This window comes from Bilophila wadsworthia ATCC 49260 (assembly GCF_000701705.1).
In the GTDB taxonomy this organism is placed as follows: Bacteria; Desulfobacterota; Desulfovibrionia; order Desulfovibrionales; family Desulfovibrionaceae; genus Bilophila; species Bilophila wadsworthia.
This window is the reverse complement of the sequence record NZ_JNJP01000013.1, coordinates 1-19,326: the sequence shown is the minus strand read 5'-3', so window position 1 is coordinate 19,326 and position 19,326 is coordinate 1. Positions and strand designations below refer to the sequence as shown.

The following is a 19,326-nucleotide window of genomic DNA, read 5'->3' as shown; positions in this document are numbered from 1 at the left end:
TCACCTATTCATCCTCCCACACCCTAAGGAGGAACAACAGTGGAACAGGGTATCGAACGCGAAAAGTTGGGGAGCCGCCTCGGCTTCCTGCTGTTATCGGCCGGCTGCGCCATCGGCCTCGGCAACGTCTGGCGCTTCCCCTTCATCACCGGAGCCTACGGTGGGGCGGCTTTCGTCCTCATCTATCTCGTTTTTCTCGTCATTCTCGGCCTTCCCATTATGGTGATGGAGTTCTCCGTGGGCCGGGCCGCCAAGCAGGGCATCGGCCTGGCGTTCCGCAAGCTGGAACCCAAGGGGACGTTCTGGCATCTGTACGGCTACGGGGGCATCATCGGCTGTTACGTGCTGATGATGTTCTATACGACCGTCACCGGGTGGATGCTGTCCTACTGCTGGTACATGGGCTCGGGTCAGCTTTCGAGCCTTACGCCCGAGCAGATCGGCGCGTTCTTCGGCGGGACGCTCGGCGATCCTTTTGATCAGGTCGGCTGGATGGCCGTTACGGTCGTCGCCGGATTCCTCGTCTGCTCCATGGGGTTGCAGAGGGGCGTCGAGCGCATTACCAAAATCATGATGGGTTGCCTGCTTGTCGTCATGCTCTTTCTGGTGATCCGCTCCGTCACCCTGCCGGGGGCCGAAAAAGGCATCCTGTTCTATTTGAAGCCCGACTTCGGCAAGATGTTCCAGCACGGCATCTGGGAGCCCATCTATGCCGCCATGGGGCAGGCGTTCTTCACCCTGAGCCTCGGCATCGGCGCCATGACCATCTTCGGCAGCTACATCGACAAGCAGCGCTCCCTGACCGGCGAGTCCATCCACATCTTGCTGCTGGATACGTTCGTCGCGCTCATGGCGGGCCTCATCATCTTCCCGGCCTGTTTCGCCTTCGACGTCGATGCGGGCTCCGGTCCCGGCCTCGTGTTCGTCACCCTTCCCAACGTGTTCAACAGCATGCCCGGCGGACAGCTGTGGGGCATGCTCTTCTTCGTCTTCATGAGCTTCGCGGCCCTCACCACGATCATCGCCGTGCTGGAAAACATCGTAGCCTACGGCATCGACGTGCTCAAATGGACCCGCAAGAAGGCGGTCACCGTCAACTTCGTTCTGGTCTTCCTGCTCTCCCTGCCCTGCGCCCTCGGCTTCAACGTGCTGTCCGGCATCCAGCCCTTCGGCCCCGGCTCCATGATCCTCGATCTGGAAGACTTCATCGTCAGCAACAACCTGCTGCCCCTCGGCTCTATGGTGTTCCTGTTCTTCTGCTGTTACAAGCGCGGCTGGGGATGGGACAACTTCATCGCCGAAGCGGACACCGGCAAGGGCCTCATGTTCCCGAAGGGGCTGCGCCTGTACGTCAAATATGTCCTGCCGTTCATCGTGTTCTTCGTTTTCGTGCAGGGGTATATCGACAAGTTCTTCAAGTAGCGCTTCAAGCACGCTCGTTTCCATATGGGGAAGGCTCCGGCCTTCCCCTTTTTATATCCCATAACGTGAACCTCCGGCCCCCACTTATCACTGACAGCCGCCTTTCCTGTGCGGTATGCTGCAAGCCTGCCTGTTCCTCGAATCCCGTCCCATCGGGACGTTCCGGGAACGGAATCCTTTTTCTGCGGAGGGCTCATGCGGAAACCTCATTGTACCGAGCAGGCATTGCTCAAACGGCGCGACGTGATCAAGGGCGGCGCCGTCGTCCTCGCTTCGGCATTCTTTCCTTTTTCCATTGAAATCCTCAATGCGGGAAGCGCCGTCGCCGCACCGCCCGCCCCCTCGGGGACAGGGGAAGAGCGCATCCTCTGGAACTCCTGCAACGTCAACTGCGGCAGCCGTTGCGCCCTGCGGGTGCACGTCAAAGACGGCGTGATCACCCGCGTAGAGACGGACAACACCGGAGACGACCGCTACGGTATGCAGCAGCTCCGTGCTTGTCCGCGCGGGCGCTCCATGCGTCAGCGCATCTATGCCGAACAGCGCATCCCCTATCCCCTGCGCCGAGTGGGCAACAGAGGAGAAGGCAAATTCGAACGTATCAGCTGGGAGGAAGCCTTCAAGGAGATCGGACAAAGGCTGCGCGGCACCATAGACACCTACGGCAACGAGGCCGTCTATCTCAACTACGGCACGGGTGCCCTCGGCAGCACCATGGGCAAAAGCTGGCCTCCGGCCGCCACGCCCGTAGCCCGGCTCATGAATCTCGTGGGTGGTTACCTGAACCACTATTCGGACTACTCCACCTGCCAGATCACGGTAGGTATGCCCTATTTGTACGGCGGGAGCTGGGTTGACGGGAACTCGCTTTCCGACATGGAAAACAGCGAACTGGCCGTGTTCTTCGGCAACAACCCCTCGGAAACGCGCATGTCGGGGTGCAAGGCCAAAACGCTCCAGCACGCCCGTTTCACCCGTAACACCCGCGTCATCATCATCGATCCGCGTTATACCGATTCCATGGTGTCCGTGGGCGACGAATGGATTCCCATCCGCCCGGGTACGGACGCGGCCCTCAGCGCGGCGCTGGCCTACGTGATGATCACTGAAGACCTTATCGACAAGCCCTTCCTCGCCAAATACACCATCGGCTATGATGAGGAATCCCTGCCCAAGGGCGCTCCAGCCGGTTCGTCCTACAAATCCTACATTCAGGGGCAAGGCCCGGACAAGACGCCAAAGACTCCGGCATGGGCCTCGCGCATCACCGGGATTCCCCCGGCCCGCATCGAGAAGCTGGCCCGCGAGATCGCCGGGGCCAGGCCGTGCTTCATCTGTCAGGGCTGGGGCCCGCAGCGCACCACCAACGGGGAAAACATTTCCCGCGCCATCGGTATGCTCGCCGTGCTCACCGGCAACGTGGGCATCAAGGGCGGGAATACCGGGGCGCGCGAAAACGCGGGATACAAGCTTCCCATGGCGACCTTCCCCACGCTGGAAAATCCCGTGAAGACGGAACTCTCCTGCTTCAACTGGTATCAGGCCATCGACGACTACAAGCAGATGACCGCCACCACGGCAGGCATCCGGGGACGCGAAAGGCTCATCGCGCCGATCAAATTCATCTGGAACTACGCGGGGAACTGCCTGACGAACCAGCACGGCGGCATCAACCAGATGCACCCCATCCTGCTGGACGACAAAAAGTGCGAGACCATCGTGGTCATCGACACGACACTGACGCCTTCCGCCCGTTATGCGGACTTTCTGCTGCCAAGCTGTTTGAACCTTGAGGAGCATGACTGGACTTCCGACGGCGACAGCAACATCGCCTACGTGATCTTCGATAACAAGTGCATTGAGCCGCTCGGCGAAGCCAAAAGCATCTATGATATCTGCGCGGGCGTTGCCAACGAGCTCGGCGTGAAGGAGGCCTTCACGGAAGGCCGTACCCAATACCAATGGCTGGAGAAACTGTACGCGGAGTCCCGCAAGGCCATCCCCGAACTGCCGCCCACGCTGGAGGAAGCCTACACGATGGGCGTGTACAAAAGGTACTTCCCCGAAAACCATATCGCCTATAAAGCATTCCGGGACGATCCCGAGGCCAATCCCTTGCCCTCGCCGTCGGGCAAAATCGAGATCTATTCGCCGCGCCTCGCCGAGCTGGCGGAAACATGGACCCTGCTGCCCGGTCAGGCCATCACCGCGCTGCCCGAGTACATCCCCAACCCCGAAGGCGCTATCAGCCCGGAACGCAAGGAGTGGCCGCTGCAGCTCATCGGGCACCACTACAAGCAGCGCACGCACTCGACCTACGGGAACTGCTGGTGGCTGCAGGAAGTCGCGCCGCAAGAGCTCTGGATCAACCCCATCGACGCGAAAGCCCGCGGCATCGAATTCGGGGATCGTGTGAAGGTGTTCAACGGGCGCGGCGTTTCCTTCGTCAAAGCCAAGATCACGCCCCGCATCATGCCGGGCGTGGTGTCACTTCCCGAAGGCGCATGGCATACGCCCAACGCCGCCGGGGAAGACACCAACGGCTGCGTCAACGTGCTGACCAAGCTTCTCCCGACAGCCCTGGCCAAGGGGAACCCTCACCACACCAATCTCGTGCAGGTGGAAAAAGCGTAACCGCTCCGGAGGGACGGCCGCTTCTCCGGGCGGCCGTATCTCAGGCCGAAGAAAAGGACCGATTCATGATCAAAAATCCTGCATTCTACTTCAATTCGGAACTATGCACCGGCTGCAAGGCCTGCATGATCGCCTGCATCGACAAGCATAACCTGAACAAAGGCGTGTTGTGGCGGCGGGTTCTGGAATATTCCGGTGGTGAATGGCTTCCCGTGGGCGACGCCTATGAACAAAACGTCTTCGCCTACTACGTGTCGCTGTCGTGCAACCATTGCGAGAACCCCGTCTGTGCCGAAGCCTGCCCCACGCAGGCCATGCACAAGGACGAGAACGGCATCGTCTCCGTGGATCCGGACCGTTGTGTGGGGTGCCGCTACTGCGAATGGAACTGTCCCTACGGCGCGCCGCAGTTTGACCCCGAGCGCAAGAAGATGACCAAATGCGACTTCTGCCGCGACTATCTTGAGCAAGGCCTGCCCCCGTCCTGCGTCGCGGCCTGCCCTTGCCGCGCGCTGGATTACGGCGAATACGACGAACTGCTCAAGCGTTATGGGGAACAGGCCGCCATCGCGCCGCTTCCGGGGCCGGAACTCACCCGTCCCCACTTCATCTGTGCTCCCAACCGTCATTCCAAACCGCAAGGCAGCACCGAAGGGCTGCGCGGGAAACGCATCAGCAATCCCGAGGAGGTTTAGCCATGCACGGTTATTGGAGTCTCGTCATCTTCACCCTGCTCGGCCAAGCCGCGGCGGGTATGCTGATCCTGTCCTTCTTCAGCCGTACCGCCGACACGTCGCGGGCCAAGGCGTGGGCCGCCTGCATCCTGCTCGGCGTGGGCGCGCTGGCTTCACTGGAACATCTTTCCGATCCTACGGTAAGCTTTTACACGATCACCAACGTGGGGACATCGTGGCTGAGCCGCGAAATCCTGTTCGTCGGGCTGTTTGGAGCCGGGCTTCTCCTCTGGCTGATCACGCTCAATGCATGGGCACGCCGTCTGGCCGCCATCCTCGGCCTTGCTTTTGTCTATGTCATGAGCCGGGTTTACACCATCCCGACCGTTCCTTTTTGGAATTCGCTGTTCACCTACTGGCTCTTTCTCGCCACCAGCCTGCTGCTCGGTTCCAGCCTGCTGCTCTTCATGGACGCCCTTGCCGCCCGGAAGGATCCCGAAAAGAAGGCAACGCTCCTGCTCGGCTGGTATCCCGTATTCATCGTATTGGCCTTCATACTCCAAATGCTGGTGATCCCGTTGCAGCTGTTGTTGGCGCAATCGCCGTTCTCCACCTATCTGCTGGCATGGCATTTGACGCTCCTGCTCTTCGGCGCAGCGCTGGGCCCTCTGCTGCTCATCCGTAATGGCGTCAATGAGATGCTTCCGGGCGCTTGCCGAACCTGCCCCTGCCCGCTCTGGATCAGGGCCGGAATCATCCTCCTGCCCATCGTAGCGGGTGAGGTCTGCGGACGCGCCCTGTTCTACAGCGGCTACACATGGTTCGGCATGTAACGAAAAAGCCCCGGGATGACCGGGGCTTTTCACAAAGGGAGGCTCGTATGATTACCACGTCGCTGGTTTTGTTGTTCGTTGTCCTCGTGGCCTTCATGTTCTTTTTGAACAGGTAAACCCTACACTATTTCAAACGCGCTGAAGAAATACCGGGTTTCGAAAGCCGCCGTTTCCGGCGCGTCGGAACCGTGCACGGAGTTCGCCTCGAGGCTGACCGCGTATTTCTTGCGGATCGTCCCTTCAGCGGCCTTTTCCGGGTTGGTGGCACCCATGAGTTCACGATACCGATGGATGGCGTCCTCACCTTCCAGAATGGAGCAAACCACCGGGCCGGAGCTCATATAGTCGGTCAGGCTGTCAAAAAAAGGACGTTCCCGGTGTACGGCGTAAAACCCTTCCGCCTGTGCCTTGGTCATGTGGATCATCTTGAGGGCCACGACCTTGAGGCCAGCCCCTTGGATCATGGCAAGGATTTCGCCGGTCAGATTCCGTTGTACGGCATCGGGTTTGATCAGGGAAAGGGTACGCTCAATCATGCTTGTTCACTCCTGTGGGTAAAAAAGGGAGATCCGGTACATGTCTTTCCTGCCTAAAGGACTCCTCGTCAAAAAGCAATCATTCCGCACAGCCGTCTTCATATGCCGGCACCCTTCCCTTGCTTCTTTTCATTCCCTGTCCGATAGTTCCGAAAAAACATTTCCTTAGGGGGAACAGCCATGAGCATTCGCGACATAGCGGAGCCCGTGTCTCTGAATGACGGCACGGCCATGCCGGGATATGGCTTTGGGTGTTACGCCGCGCACGGCGAAGAAATCATCAACGCGATCCGCTGGGCCGTCCGGGACGGCTACCGATACATCGATTCGGCGGCCATGTATGGAAATGAAGCCGAGGTTGGCGAAGCGATCCGTACATGCGGCGTACAGCGTGAGGACCTTTTCATCTCCTCGAAAATCTGGCCGACCCGTTTTGACGATCCGGATGCTTCCCTTGCGCAATCATTGCGGGATCTGGGAATAGACGTTTTGGACTGCTGCCTTCTCCACTGGCCGGGGACGGATCGGAAACAACGTCTCAGCGCATACGAAAAACTTCTGAGGCGACGTGAGGAAGGATTCGTCCGCCGGGTTGGCGTATCCAATTTCCAGATCAAACATCTGGAGGAAATCCGGAGCGCGTTCGGCAGGTTCCCCGTACTCAACCAGATCGAGCTGCACCCTCTTTATCAGGAGCGTGATTTGTGCGCATACTGCCGGGAAAACGGCATACGGCTCGTGGCGTGGGGACCGCTGTTCCGGGGCAAACTCATGCAGCATCCGGCCATCGTAGAAATCGCCGCCGCCCACGGGAAAACGCCGGGCCAGATTATTCTGCGCTGGCATATCCAGAAAGGGCACATCGCCATCCCTAAATCAAGCAACGAAAGCAGGATACATGAAAACGGCGACGTGTTTTCCTTCATACTCACACCGGGCGATATGGATCGGATTGATGCGCTGGACTGCGGCGAACATATCGGAGATGATCCGTATACATTCACGGGGATCAAGTAATGCCGCTCGCCCATCATTCACAACGGTCATGAAGTGCCGTATCATGGGCCGAAAGGAGCATTTTCATGATACGGCATTATGATGAACTGACCAAATTGGACATGCAGCACAAAGGCGGCAAAGGGCATATCCTCGCCGCGGAACTGCTCAACGGCGAAGATTTCGCGGGTAAGGGCCGCGTTTTCAACCATTGCGTGCTCAAACCCGGCTGTTCCGTCGGCCGGCATCGCCATGTCGGTGATTTCGAGGTGTACCATGTTCTCAGCGGCACTGGCCTGTACTTCGACAATGGCGAACTGAAGCCAGTAACCGCCGGTGACGTGATGATCTGCAAAGACGGAGAGGAGCACATGCTGGAGAACGACGGTACTGAAGATCTCGAATTCATCGCCTTGATCCTCTACGCGTGATCCGCGTTCCAATACCCGAAACGCACAAGGCTCTCCCCCGAGGAGAGCTTTTTTTGTTGCAGATGGCCCGTAGGGCTTTTTCCGTCATGGACGAACACCGTTTGACGCCGTGATGCACACCGGAATGTTGCAGCGCCGACGCGGAATTGCGGTCAAAGCCTTGTATCGTTGTAGCCGATCAGGGAGGAACCCATATGCTTTTCCCGTATTGCTTCCCCTTCCAAAGCGCCTTTCTCCGCTGCCCATGTCTCCTTTCGGGACTTGACGGGAACAGCATGAACTGCCACACCACAACTGGCATATGACAATGATTGTACTTTCCAACAAGCGGGGAGGCTCATGGACATCACCGTCTTTACAGAGCTGGAATTCTTTTTTCGCATCCTCATCGCCGGGATATGCGGCGGCCTCATCGGTTACGAACGCAACAACCGTCTGAAAGAGGCCGGAATCCGCACGCACCTGATCGTGGCACTGGCGGCGGCGCTCATCATGGTTGTTTCCAAATACGGCTTTTCCGACGTGACCACCCTCAAGGGCGTGGCGCTGGATCCTTCCCGTATCGCCGCGCAGATCGTGACGGGCGTGGGCTTTCTCGGCGCGGGCATGATCTTCGTCCGCAACCAGACCATCAGCGGCCTGACCACGGCGGCGGGCGTCTGGGCCACGGCAGGTATCGGCATGACCATCGGCGCTGGGCTCTACTTCCTCGGCGTGGCGGCCACCCTGCTCATCGTAGCGGCCCAGATGACGCTCCACAAAAACTTTACATGGCTCAACTTCCCCGTGGCCGAGCAGATCTCGATGGAAATCGAGGATACGGGGGACGGTGTCGCCTCCATCCGGGACAAGCTCCTGAGCCACAACCTCGAAATCATCAGCATGAAGTCCCGGAATAACGGCAATGGGCTTATTTCGCTGGACCTTTATGTAAAATTGCCGAGGAATTACAACGTGACGCAACTGATGAGCCTGCTCAGCGACAATCCGCACATCAAATCCATAGATCTGTGAGCACAACCCCAGCCCGCCGCGAAGCACCATAAGCGTCACGTTTCCCCATTCGCGGGAAACGAGATGGATCACCGTCCTATCCATCAAGAATAATAGATCAATTTTTTCGTCAGAAAAATGATGCTTCCGGCGTTCTCAAAGAGCCAAAAGTAGGTAATAGTATCGCGCGCACGGACGTTTGACGGCGTGCGCGCACGCTACTATTGTAGCTCCTGATGTAAACGGAACAGGAGAAAAACGCGGATGACGGAAGCCATCATTCAGATCCAGGACCTTGAAAAGCGGTTCAGGAGCAAAAATACCGAAGTCTATGCCCTCCAGGGCATCAACCTGACCATCAGGAAAGGGGATATTTTCGGGATCATCGGCAAAAGCGGCGCCGGGAAAAGCACGCTGGTGCGCTGCATCAACATGCTTGAGCGGCCTACCGGCGGAAGCGTCATGTTCGAAGGCAGGGACATGTGCCGTTTGGGTTCCCGGGATTTGCAGATCGCCCGCCGCAGCATGGGCATGATCTTCCAGCAGTTCAACCTCCTCATGCAGCGCACGGCTGAGGAAAACATCTGCTTTCCGCTGGAGCTTGCCGGAGTCAAAAAGGACGCCGCCCGCGAGCGGGCGCGCGAGCTGCTTGAGCTGGTCAACCTATCCGACCGGGCACAGTCCTACCCGTCGCAGCTTTCGGGCGGGCAAAAGCAGCGTGTGGCCATCGCCCGCGCTCTGGCTACCAACCCCAAGATCCTCCTGTGCGACGAGGCCACTTCCGCCCTCGACCCCGCCACTACGGAATCCATCCTTTCGCTCATCAAGGACATCAACCGGCGCCTGGGGATCACCGCCATCATCATCACGCACGAAATGAGCGTGATCGAGAAAATCTGCAATCAGGTCGCCATCATCAGCCACGGGCGGATTGCCGAAACCGGCTCGGTCGAAGAGGTTTTCTTCCACCCTCAGACCGAAGAGGCGCGCCAGCTCGTCATTCCCGAGGCCTTGCAGGACATGCCGCACAGCAGGCTGTACCGGATCATTTTCAACGGCCGCTCCTCGTTTGAGCCGGTCATCAGCAATCTGGTGCTGGAATGCGGGGCTCCCGTCAACATCATGTTTGCCGACACGCGCGACATCGGCGGGACGGCATTCGGCCAGATGGTGCTGCAACTTCCGGACAACGAAGAGGTCGTCCGGCGTATCCTCGCCTATGCCGACTCCAAGGGACTGATGCTGGAGGAAATGAAGAATGTTTGATCAGGCTACCATCGAAATGTTGCTTGAAGGCGTCGTGGACACGTTGTACATGACGCTGGTTTCCACCTTTTTTTCCTATGTGTTCGGCATGATGATGGGGACGGTCCTCGTCATCTGCCGTCAGGACGGCATCACGCCCCGGCCCATGATCTACGCCGTGCTTGATGTCGTTGTGAACCTGACCCGCTCGTTCCCATTTCTTATCCTCATGATCGCGGTCATTCCCCTGACCCGCCTGCTCGTGGGAACGACCATCGGCAACAACGCCACGGTCGTCCCGCTGGTCATCGCCGCCGCGCCCTTCGTGGCCCGGCTTGTGGAATCCTCCCTGCTCGAAGTGGACGGCGGCGTCATTGAGGCGGCGCAGTCCATGGGGGCGTCCACCATGCAGATCATCATGAAGGTGCTTTTGCCCGAAGCGCTGCCTTCGCTCATCAACGGCAGCGCCATCGCGGCAACCACGATCCTCGGCTACTCCGCCATGTCGGGCGCCGTCGGCGGCGGGGGCCTCGGCAAACTGGCGATCATGTACGGGTACAACCGCTACCAGACCGACATCATGTTCATCACCGTCGTCCTGCTCATCGTCATCGTGCAGGTATTCCAGAGCTTCGGCAACTGGGCCACCAAGCGAAGCGACAGGCGCATTTCCTGATCTTTTTCCGCGACAAACGGCTTCTTGGGCCCACGCCCGCGGCCGTGAACCTTTAACCTTTGATAAGGATACGGTATCATGAAAAACTTCCGCTCCGCCCTTCTGGCCGCGGCCCTGTCCCTTGTCGTCGCAGCCGGTTCCGCAACCGCGGCTCAGGCCACCACGAAAATCCGTGTCGGCGCTTCCCCGACGCCTCACGCGGAAATCCTCAAGGTCGCCAACGATGTTCTGAAACCGCAGGGTTATGAACTCCAGATCATCGAATACTCCGACTACGTGCAGCCCAACATGGCGCTCGAAGGCAAGGAGCTGGATGCCAACTTCTTCCAGCACAAGCCCTATCTTGACGATTTCAACAAGGAAAAGGGCACCAAGCTGGTCTCCATCGGTACCGTGCACTACGAACCCTTCGGCATCTACGCCGGCAAGACGAAGTCCCTTGGCGCCCTGAAGGACGGCGCTATGGTGGCCGTGCCCAACGACACCACCAACGAAGCCCGCGCACTGCTGCTCCTCCAGTCCAACGGGCTCATCAAGCTGAAGGACGGCGCCGGCCTCACCGCCACCCGCCGCGACATCGCGGAAAACCCCAAGAAGCTCAAGATCGAAGAAATCGAAGCGGCTCAGCTCGTCCGCGCCCTGCCTGACGTCGACCTCGCGATCATCAACGGCAACTACGCCATCCTCGGCGGCCTCAAAGTGGCCGACGCGCTGTCCGCCGAAAAGGCCGACTCCATCGCCGCGACGACCTACGCCAATATCCTCGCCGTGCGTGCCGGAGATGAAAACCGTCCTGAACTCAAGGCGCTGATCGACGCTCTCAAGAGCGATCAGGTCAAGGAATTCATGACCAAGAAGTACGAAGGCGCTGTGGTTCCCGCCAACTAAGCCGTCTTTACTTCCCCGCCTTTATGCCCTGCCGGGAATCCCGGCAGGGCTTTTTGTTTGCTGCGGCGGCGTAGCCCGCGTTGCCATGTTTCGTTTTTCTTCCTGGACATTGCAGCCTTGCCGAGGCGCATTGCCTTTTGGATATTCTTTCAGTATGATAGAAAAAGAGCGTACTCATGTGCTGAATACGGACATGGCAACACAGGATGTCCTTCCTTTGATCAATCCCATAAGCCTGAAGAAAGCCTCGCCGCCACATAGCGGATCAATGGGAAACGTTCATCTTTTCCCTTCGTGATTTCCATAGCTTTCTGTCTGGTTTTATACGGATGTACCGCTGGCATTCCTTCAGCGCTCCAACAGGGATACCGCGTAAGCTGTATCTCCTCCCCATAATGTGCGTGGCGTGTTCCCCCGAAAACATGCCACGCACATTTCTATTGCCGCGTTGCGAAAAGAGAAGAGAAAAATGGACAGGGAGAAATGAAAAACGCTTCTCCGTATGATGTATCACATTGCTTTACTTGACTTCTCAATCCAACGGGGATACCTGTTCACCCCGTTGCGTTCCAAATACTTTCTGCAAAAGGTTGCGGAACGCAGGCAAACAGGAATACGGCCAGCCGCCCTCCCACAGGAGAAAAGGAACCGGCCGGCGCATCCGGCGACTTTCCAAGGGAAAGTCGCCGTTCGGGTTGAATCAAAGGATGAAACACGGCAAACACATTCAGGTATCGGAATCTTTCCTGCTCTGCGCCCTGCTGACGATGACGGGAGGATTCCTTGATGTCTACACCTACATCACGCGAGGGCATGTCTTTGCCAATGCGCAGACAGGGAATGTCGTGCTCCTCGGGCTCAACCTTGCGGAAGGCAATATCAAGGAAGTCGCCTTTTACCTCTTCCCCATCATCGCGTTTGCCCTGGGCATCCTGTTCACGGAATGGATACGGGCCAAGTTCAAGGAATACGATCTGCTGCACTGGAGGCAGATCGTTGTTTTCTTCGAGGCGCTTCTCCTGTTTTTTCCGGCCTTCATGGCCTCGGGGATGTGGGATACAGCCGTCAATATCCTGGTTTCCTTCGTCTGCGCCGTACAAGTGGAAAGTTTCAGGAAAGTCAACGGGCACAGCGTGGCGACGACCATGTGTACCGGCAATCTCCGCAGCGCTACCGAGCAGATATTCCATTATGTCCGCACACGAGACCCCGATACAAGGAAAACCATCCTCAGCTACTACGAAATCGTCGTCTTTTTCGCGCTCGGCGCGACGCTGGGAGCCGCCTTGTCCGCCCTCTTCGCTGAAAAAGCCATTCTGTTCTGCTGCCTCTTTCTCATCATAGCGTTCTTGAGCATGTTTGCGAAAGAGATATGAGCGCGAAAAACACAGTCAGGCCATGTGGAAGAGAGAGTGTGTGTCCCTCACATATCTGACTAGCACGTCTAATATAGATATTTATTCTTTAATTTATTATAGTTATATAAATATACCAGGGCCGGGTGTAAAGCCCCCGCAGTTAGTGCAAAGCTAAACTGGAGCCCCCGGCATGTTGAGGGCAAACTCTTCTGGTGTGAGATTGCCCAATGATTCGTGTGGCCTTTGCTCGTTGTATTCTTGTACCCATGCGTCAACGATGGTGCGAATCTCACTCAGCCTGCTAAAAACATAGAAGTTCAGTACCTCCTCGCGGAAGGTGCGGTTGAACCGCTCCACATATGAGTTTTGCGTGGGTTTGCCGGGTTGAGTGAACTCAAGGTCAATCCCGTGTTGTTCAGCCCATCCGGCAAGTTGCGCCGAGACAAATTCCGGGCCTTCACGGCTGAAATCGTCAAGCACGCTGACCGTGCATCAGCGCATCGCTCATAAAGTCCACAGACCAGCAACCGTTGACGACGGTTTGCGCCTCCAGACGGACGGGAGCTCGGCTGGGCAGGCGCCGTTTTCCTTTGCGGCGCATGTTCAACTGCAGCTGCCGATAAATTCGGTAGACGCGCTTATGGTTCCATGTATATCCCTCGCGACGCAGCACAGCAAAATATTTGGCAAATCCGTATCGCGGGTAGCGTTCGGCCAGCTCAAGAAGCGTCGTTATCACAAGGCTGCCGTCACGCAGCGTTGGTTTGTAAAGAAACATGCTTCGACTTATGCGCAATGCCGTGCACGCCTTGCTGACGGAAAGTCCATGCTCTTCGTGAACGAACAGCACGACGTCACGCTTCTCGGCCTGGCTTCAGAGCTTTTTTTCGATCACATCCTTCAAGGGCCGATTTTCCAGGCTTAAGTCCACATACATTTGTTTGAGGCGGACGTTTTCATGCTCAAGGTCGCGCATACGCTTGATGTCCGAAGCTTCCATGCCGCCGAACTTGCTCTTCCAGGCGTAGAACGTGGCGCTGCTGATACCGTGCTCACGACATACGTCCTTGGCAGTCCTGCCCGCTTCGCCAGACTTCAGGATTGTGATGATTTGGTGTTCAGAAAACCGTGACTTCTTCATGGCTCCCTCCTGGGGAGGGTTTACCAGAAGTCTCCAGTTTTGGTCTCCACTATTTTAAGGGAGGGGTACCCCGCTCTCCTTACTGAAAAAATGGACAGGCCAAAAACAGGAATATTCCACTCTGAACAGTGAGACGAGGGATGTAGAAAAGGCTATGCGGAATGAAACGGAACCTCCTTCAGGCTTCACTCTCAAACCGGATAGACCGAATGAGGAATGTGGAGCGAACGCCGTCCACTTCGGATGCCACCGAATACGCTTTGCCAAGGGAGCACCAAACAGGATACCGTCAGGGAAAATCCTCCTCAGGCGGTTCCTATGGAACACAATGTTTACACCGGCATCTCGGATGTCCGTTACTTCAGCCCGCGTCTGCTGGCCGCGCTTACGGGCATTCTTTCCTCACCCCTGACCGTCATTGAGGCTCCGATGGGTTACGGCAAGACCGTGGCCGTGCGCGAGTTTCTGCGCCGGGAAAACCTGGCCGTGATCTGGGTTTCCGTGCTGGATTCCCCGGACGGCGCCTTCTGGCGCTCCCTGTGCAGGGAGTTTGAGCGTCTGCCCGAGACGGCGGAAACGGCGCGGGCGCTGCGCAGGCTCGGCCCGCCTTTCGCGCCCGATGACGCGGCCCGACGCGATGCGGCGCTGGAACTGCTGGAGAGCCTCGACTTTGCCAGACCCACCGTGCTGGTCGTGGACGATGTGCACCTGCTGGCTTCCGCGCCGTCGTGCGTCCGCTTTTTCCAGATACTGGCCCGGCAGGCCATGAGCAATCTGCACATCGTGCTCACCACCCGGCATTTCCAAACGGACGACGCCCTGCTATCGGACCTCAAGGGAGAGCTCGCCCGCCTCGGCCCGGCCCTGCTGGCGTTTTCGGAAGAAGACATCCGGGCATACTGCGCCCTGTGCGGCCTCAAGGTCAGCTCGGAACAGATCCGCGCCCTGCATGGGGCCACGGGCGGATGGGTCAGCGGCGTATATCTGCATTGCCGCCATTACGCGCAACACGGGTCTTTTTCCCTGCCCGCCTTCGCCCGTTCTTTCACCCTGCCCTCCCCGCAATCTTCCTCCTTATCTTCCCCGCAGTATTCCGAGAACGAACTGCCACCGGATATGGCCGCCCTTTTGGAAGAACAGCTTTATCGCCCACTCTCCCCGGACGTGCGGGACATGCTTTTCGCGCTCTGCCCGCTGGAGCAGTTCACCCTGCCGCAGGCGGATTTCTGCTGCGGCACGGATACTCGGGCAGCTCTGGAGGCGCTTGTCCGACAGAACTCGTTTGTCCGCCGCCGGGAAGGGAGCGGCGTGTACACCGTCCACGCCATATTCCGGAGCCTGCTGCTGCGCTTGTTCCGTGCACTTCCACGCGAACAGCGGCAGGCCGTCCACCGCCGCTGCGGCGACTGGTTCGCGGCGGAGGACGAATTCATTCCCGCGATGGAGCACTATCACGCGGCGCGCGATTTCGAGCGGGCACTTTCGGTCATGGAACGGGACATGGCCCGCCATCTGGTCACGGAAAGCGCCGCCTTCTTCGCCCGGCTCTTTCAGGATTGCCCGGAGGAGGTCCTGTCCCGGCACCCCAGGGCAGCGTTCAAGCACGCCCTGGCCGCGCTTTCCGCGTCCGACTTTCCGGCCTTTGCCGACCGCTGCCGCTGGCTGGCGCGCTACTGCGCGGCGCTGGACGAGGCGCATCCCGCCACGCCCGTGCTGCGCGGCGAACTGGAAATGCTGCTGGCTCTTGCGGAATACAACGACATCGCGGCCATGTCCGTCCGCCACCGCAGGGCATGGGAACTGCTGGGCCGCCCCACGGGGCTGTATCCGCCGGAATCCACCTGGAGCATGGGCTGTCCCTCCGTGCTGTTCATGTTCCACAGGGAAAGCGGCAAACTCCGGGAGGAAATCCGGCTGATGCGGGAATGTATGCCGCATTACTACAAAGCGGCGGACTGGCACGGCGCGGGCGGCGAGCTGCTTTTCGAGGCGGAAGCCCTGTACATGGCGGGGAATTTTACCGAGGCGCTCCGCCTCTGCCGTCAGGCCGAGACCGTGGCCGCGCTGCACGGGCAACTATGCAATACGCTTTGCGCCCTATTTTTGCGCGCGCGTCTGGCTCTGGCGCGGAAAAACACCTCGACGGCCTGCGCCGCCGTGCGGGAAATGCGCGATCTGATCACCAAAAAACAGGATTATTTTCTGCTGCACACGGCGGAGGTCTGCGCGGCGCGCCTTTCCGGCCTCCTCCGGCGTCCGGACGAAATCCCCGCGTGGGTGCACGAGGGCAGGGGTGAACGCATGTACGCCTTCGCCCAGGGCGATTTCCGGCTGGCGCAGGGCCGCGCTCTGCTGCTGGCCGGGGATGCCGCCGCCGTGCTCGGCCTGTTCCACGCCCTGCTGCAACCCCCTCTCTTCGACAAGCACCGCCTGTTCTTCATCTACGCCCATATCTTCTTGGCCGCCGCCCATGCCATGCTCGACGCGCGGGAAAAGGCGCTTGAGTCTCTGCGCGCCGCTCTGGACGCGGCCCTGCCGGACGATGTGCTCATGCCTTTTGTGGAAAACGCCGATCTTGTCCTGCTGCTGTTGCTCGCGCCGCAAGAGACGCGCCATGAAGACGGCGTGCGGCGCATTCTGGCCCTGGCGGAACCGTGGCTGCGCCATCTGGGACTGCCCGGAACACGCGCTTCGGAAATTCCGTTCGGTCTGTCCGTCAAACAGTATGAGATCGCGCGGCTCGCCGCCGAGGGACGCACCGGCCCGGAGATCGCATGCCGCGTGGGCCTCGGCCTCAACACCGTCAAAACGCACCTGAAGACTGTGTACCGGAAATGCGGCGCAAACAACCGCCCGGAACTGAGAAGACTTCTCCACGGGGAAAAATAGCGAAATCGTCGCAACAGACGGGCGAAGGAAGGAGAAGCGGACTGATACACGCTTCGCCTTATCCTCAGTATGGCCCCTGAAGAGACGTTTGTACTGTTTATTGTCCTTTGTGCCCTTTCAAAATACAATGAGGTGCGACTCGCTCAACGGCATCCTGGTATCACCCCAAAAGGGTGAGACGCAGAAATTATTTGCTTTTTTTCCCAAAAGGAAACATAAACTGACATAAATACCTTTTTGCCCGTAATCATCGGATGTCTTCCATGCCGCGTGTTCCGCTTCACCATCCGCCGTCCTTCCGCCGTCATCCTTTGACGGTGGGCCGGGTTGCGTGTAAGCAAGGAACGTGGCTGGCGGAAGCGGCCCTGAACGCAAGCGCGTTCCGGTCCGCTTCTTGCTACACACACACACACACACACACACACACACACACACAGCTCATCGCCCATCCACCGCGCTCGCGTCCAGGCGTAGCGCGGCTTTCCGCGTTTCCACTCCGTCCAAAAACATGGCCTTGCCCCTTCTCGGGGTGAGGCCTTTTGCGTTGCGCGCCGTTTGCCGCAAGCCGCATCCTTCACCCTTACAACATGAGGAGGCTACCTATGACGCATAGATTCCGCTTTACCTGCACAAGGCTTCTTCCAGCCTGCGCGCTGGCCGCCCTGCTGGTTGGGCCGCCCGGCTTTGCGCCTTCGGCCAACGCCGCTGACGTTACCTACCCCGGCTCAAACCTTGACAAAGGCCCCCTCTGGAATATCGGCAACAGCCTTTTTCCTGCGGGGAGCCTCAGCGATAATAAGGTCACCATCAACAGCGGCAATGTGAGCGGCGACGTTTATGGCAATGACGTGGACGCCGCGTTCAGCCCGGTCAGCAATAATACGGTCATTCTGTCGGGCGGCTCGGTCGGCGGCGACATCCTGGGCGGAGCCAACAATGGTGCCGTGACCGGCAACAAGGTCTCCATCTCCGGTTTCGGTTCAGTATTAGGCAGCGTCTATGGCGGCTACGGCGCTGCAGAGGGAACCGTAAACGGAAACGACGTCTCCATCTTCGATTCTGGTTCCGTAACCGGCAACGTCCTCGGCGGCTACAGCCGCTCGGTAAATTCTCATGTTATCGGGAACACAGTTACCATCAGCGGCGGAACCGTAAGAGATATCTACGGCGGTCAAAGCGGTAAGGGGAACGCTCTGAATAACAGCGTGACGTTGGACGGCGCGGCGTCCCAAGCAAACGTCATTTACGGCGGACGCGTGGAACAGGGCACTGCCCGGGAAAACGCCGTTGTCATGAAAAACGGCAGCGTGACCTTGGGAATTTTTGGCGGCATCGCCACCGTTGACGGCGGGCAAGCTCAGGACAACCACGTGACCATGAGCGGCGGTGCAGTGGGGGAACATCTCATCGGCGGTTACGTGCAAAACGGCAACGGCGCTGCCACGGGCAACAGCGTCATCTTCAACGGCGGCAGCGTGACAGAAAATGTCTATGGCGGGCGGAGCGTAAACGGCCCTGCACAGAACAACAGCGTGACCATGACAAACGGTTCCGCCAACTGGCTGCTGGGCGGGTACAGCGACAGCGGCGACGCGAGCGGCAACCGTGTGGAGGTCAGCGGCGGCACATTGAGCGGCGGCGTCAACGGCGGCGAAACGACCAGCGGCAATGCCACAGGCAACAGCGTCGACTTCTCCAATGTAACGGCAACATATGTACAGGGCGGCTACAGCGGCTCCGGCAGCGCCACGGGCAACAGCCTGGCCCTCCACAGCGGCACGGTACAAAACAATGCCTTCGGCGGCTATGTGGACAGCGGCAGCGGAGAGGCTTCGGACAACAGCGTCACCTTCAATGGCGGCAGCGTGACAAACAACATCTACGGGGGGATGAGCGCAGCCGGCCTTGCACAGAACAACAGCGTGATCATGACAAACGGTTCCGCCAACTGGCTGCTGGGCGGCTACAGCGCCAACGGCAATGTCATCGGCAACAGCGTGAACGTCAGCGGCGGCACGCTGACCGGCGTCAGCGGCGGCGAATCCAATTCCGGCAGTGCCACGGGCAACATAGTAAGCATCAGCAGCGGGACGGTCCAAAGCAACGTCAATGGCGGTTTTGTTGCCTCGGGTAGCGGCAAGGCCACGGGCAATATTGTGAACATTTCCGGCAATGCAGACCTGAGCACTGCAACCGTAGCGGGCGGAATCTCAAGCAGCGACGCCTTCACCGGCAATACGTTGAACAAAAACAGCGACGCCGCGGTACATATCGCACGAAACTTTGCATCAGTAAATTTTGGCTACAGCGGAAACGCCAACATTGGGGAGCTGGATAGCACGCCGACCGGCAGCGCACTCTCCGGCGTGACAGTGAACACCAATGCCAACAACGTGTCCTTTGACGGCGTTATTTCCGGTTCCGGCTCCATAACCAAAACCGGCGCGGGAACGCTGATTCTTTCCGGAACCAACACCTATTCCGGCGGCACCACGATCAGCGCCGGAACCCTGAAGGGCAACATCGCCAGCGGCACGGATTTGAGCATCGCCGCCAGCGCCATCTATGACGGCGACAACAAGGCTCGCTCCGTGGGTGGCCTCAACGGCG

The 19,326-nt window shown here is 58.8% G+C and carries 14 protein-coding genes and 1 pseudogene; 13 read left to right on the top strand and 2 right to left on the bottom strand.

From position 1 onward, the window contains the following. The first annotated feature begins 39 nt into the window (after positions 1-39). The 4 genes from T370_RS0107395 (at position 40) to T370_RS0107380 (ending at position 5,563) form a co-directional block, all read left to right on the top strand. A complete protein-coding gene (locus T370_RS0107395; protein ID WP_005026632.1) occupies positions 40-1,422 on the top strand; it encodes a sodium-dependent transporter in 1,383 nt (460 codons plus the stop codon). Between the two features lie 195 nt (positions 1,423-1,617). Then, the gene (locus T370_RS0107390; protein WP_029435319.1) at positions 1,618-4,056 is read left to right on the top strand and encodes a DMSO/selenate family reductase complex A subunit; all 2,439 of its coding nucleotides are present in this window, start codon (positions 1,618-1,620) and stop codon (positions 4,054-4,056) included. Between the two features lie 65 nt (positions 4,057-4,121). Further along, the gene (locus T370_RS0107385; protein ID WP_005026628.1) at positions 4,122-4,751 is read left to right on the top strand and encodes a DMSO/selenate family reductase complex B subunit; all 630 of its coding nucleotides are present in this window, start codon (positions 4,122-4,124) and stop codon (positions 4,749-4,751) included. Between the two features lie 2 nt (positions 4,752-4,753). Further along, positions 4,754-5,563 carry a dimethyl sulfoxide reductase anchor subunit family protein gene (locus tag T370_RS0107380; protein ID WP_029435318.1) on the top strand — a complete coding sequence of 270 codons (810 nt, stop codon included), beginning with the start codon at positions 4,754-4,756 and terminating at the stop codon, positions 5,561-5,563. A 119-nt stretch (positions 5,564-5,682) separates the two neighbouring features. Here T370_RS0107380 and ndk read toward each other — a convergent pair whose 3' ends face one another. Next, positions 5,683-6,099, bottom strand: a complete 417-nt coding sequence (ndk, locus tag T370_RS0107375) for a nucleoside-diphosphate kinase (protein ID WP_005026617.1) — start codon at positions 6,097-6,099, stop codon at positions 5,683-5,685. A gap of 180 nt (positions 6,100-6,279) precedes the next feature. On the opposite strand from ndk, the gene T370_RS0107370 reads away from it, so the two are divergent. The 7 genes from T370_RS0107370 (at position 6,280) to T370_RS0107340 (ending at position 12,704) form a co-directional block, all read left to right on the top strand. Further along, a complete protein-coding gene (locus tag T370_RS0107370) occupies positions 6,280-7,116 on the top strand; it encodes an aldo/keto reductase (RefSeq protein WP_029435317.1) in 837 nt (278 codons plus the stop codon). A gap of 65 nt (positions 7,117-7,181) precedes the next feature. Next, on the top strand, positions 7,182-7,526 hold the full coding sequence (locus T370_RS0107365) for a cupin domain-containing protein (RefSeq protein WP_005026612.1): 345 nt from the start codon (positions 7,182-7,184) through the stop codon (positions 7,524-7,526). 339 nt (positions 7,527-7,865) lie between these two features. After that, positions 7,866-8,540, top strand: coding sequence for an MgtC/SapB family protein (locus T370_RS0107360; RefSeq protein WP_005026611.1), 675 nt, complete (start codon positions 7,866-7,868; stop codon positions 8,538-8,540). Positions 8,541-8,783: 243 nt separating this feature from the next. Continuing rightward, entirely contained in the window at positions 8,784-9,785 is a 1,002-nt protein-coding gene (locus T370_RS0107355; protein ID WP_005026610.1) for a methionine ABC transporter ATP-binding protein, read from the top strand. Beyond that, entirely contained in the window at positions 9,778-10,440 is a 663-nt protein-coding gene (locus tag T370_RS0107350) for a methionine ABC transporter permease (RefSeq protein WP_005026608.1), read from the top strand. The genes T370_RS0107355 and T370_RS0107350 overlap by 8 nt, the downstream gene beginning before the upstream one ends. A gap of 78 nt (positions 10,441-10,518) precedes the next feature. Continuing rightward, the gene (locus T370_RS0107345) at positions 10,519-11,328 is read left to right on the top strand and encodes a MetQ/NlpA family ABC transporter substrate-binding protein (RefSeq protein WP_005026606.1); all 810 of its coding nucleotides are present in this window, start codon (positions 10,519-10,521) and stop codon (positions 11,326-11,328) included. Positions 11,329-12,035: 707 nt separating this feature from the next. Beyond that, entirely contained in the window at positions 12,036-12,704 is a 669-nt protein-coding gene (locus T370_RS0107340) for a YoaK family protein (RefSeq protein WP_029435316.1), read from the top strand. Between the two features lie 153 nt (positions 12,705-12,857). On the opposite strand, the pseudogene T370_RS22785 reads toward T370_RS0107340, so the two are convergent. Then, positions 12,858-13,827: pseudogene (locus T370_RS22785) on the bottom strand (integrase core domain-containing protein). 318 nt (positions 13,828-14,145) lie between these two features. On the opposite strand from T370_RS22785, the gene T370_RS22780 reads away from it, so the two are divergent. Both T370_RS22780 and T370_RS0107320 read left to right on the top strand, forming a co-directional pair. Further along, positions 14,146-16,716 carry a winged helix-turn-helix domain-containing protein gene (locus tag T370_RS22780; protein WP_034506029.1) on the top strand — a complete coding sequence of 857 codons (2,571 nt, stop codon included), beginning with the start codon at positions 14,146-14,148 and terminating at the stop codon, positions 16,714-16,716. Positions 16,717-17,318: 602 nt separating this feature from the next. Continuing rightward, positions 17,319-19,326, top strand: a 2,008-nt coding sequence (locus tag T370_RS0107320; RefSeq protein ID WP_029435314.1) for a beta strand repeat-containing protein, incomplete at its 3' end; no start/stop codon positions are given.

Coding starts and splice junctions, on each gene's coding strand:
- T370_RS0107370 (WP_029435317.1), top strand. CDS start 6,280: ATGAGCATTCGCGACATAGCGGAGCCCGTGTCTCTGAATGACGGCACG.
- T370_RS0107365 (WP_005026612.1), top strand. CDS start 7,182: ATGATACGGCATTATGATGAACTGACCAAATTGGACATGCAGCACAAA.
- T370_RS0107350 (WP_005026608.1), top strand. CDS start 9,778: ATGTTTGATCAGGCTACCATCGAAATGTTGCTTGAAGGCGTCGTGGAC.
- T370_RS0107380 (WP_029435318.1), top strand. CDS start 4,754: ATGCACGGTTATTGGAGTCTCGTCATCTTCACCCTGCTCGGCCAAGCC.
- T370_RS0107385 (WP_005026628.1), top strand. CDS start 4,122: ATGATCAAAAATCCTGCATTCTACTTCAATTCGGAACTATGCACCGGC.
- T370_RS0107390 (WP_029435319.1), top strand. CDS start 1,618: ATGCGGAAACCTCATTGTACCGAGCAGGCATTGCTCAAACGGCGCGAC.
- T370_RS0107340 (WP_029435316.1), top strand. CDS start 12,036: ATGAAACACGGCAAACACATTCAGGTATCGGAATCTTTCCTGCTCTGC.
- T370_RS22780 (WP_034506029.1), top strand. CDS start 14,146: ATGGAACACAATGTTTACACCGGCATCTCGGATGTCCGTTACTTCAGC.
- T370_RS0107355 (WP_005026610.1), top strand. CDS start 8,784: ATGACGGAAGCCATCATTCAGATCCAGGACCTTGAAAAGCGGTTCAGG.
- ndk (WP_005026617.1), bottom strand. CDS start 6,099: ATGATTGAGCGTACCCTTTCCCTGATCAAACCCGATGCCGTACAACGG.
- T370_RS0107345 (WP_005026606.1), top strand. CDS start 10,519: ATGAAAAACTTCCGCTCCGCCCTTCTGGCCGCGGCCCTGTCCCTTGTC.
- T370_RS0107360 (WP_005026611.1), top strand. CDS start 7,866: ATGGACATCACCGTCTTTACAGAGCTGGAATTCTTTTTTCGCATCCTC.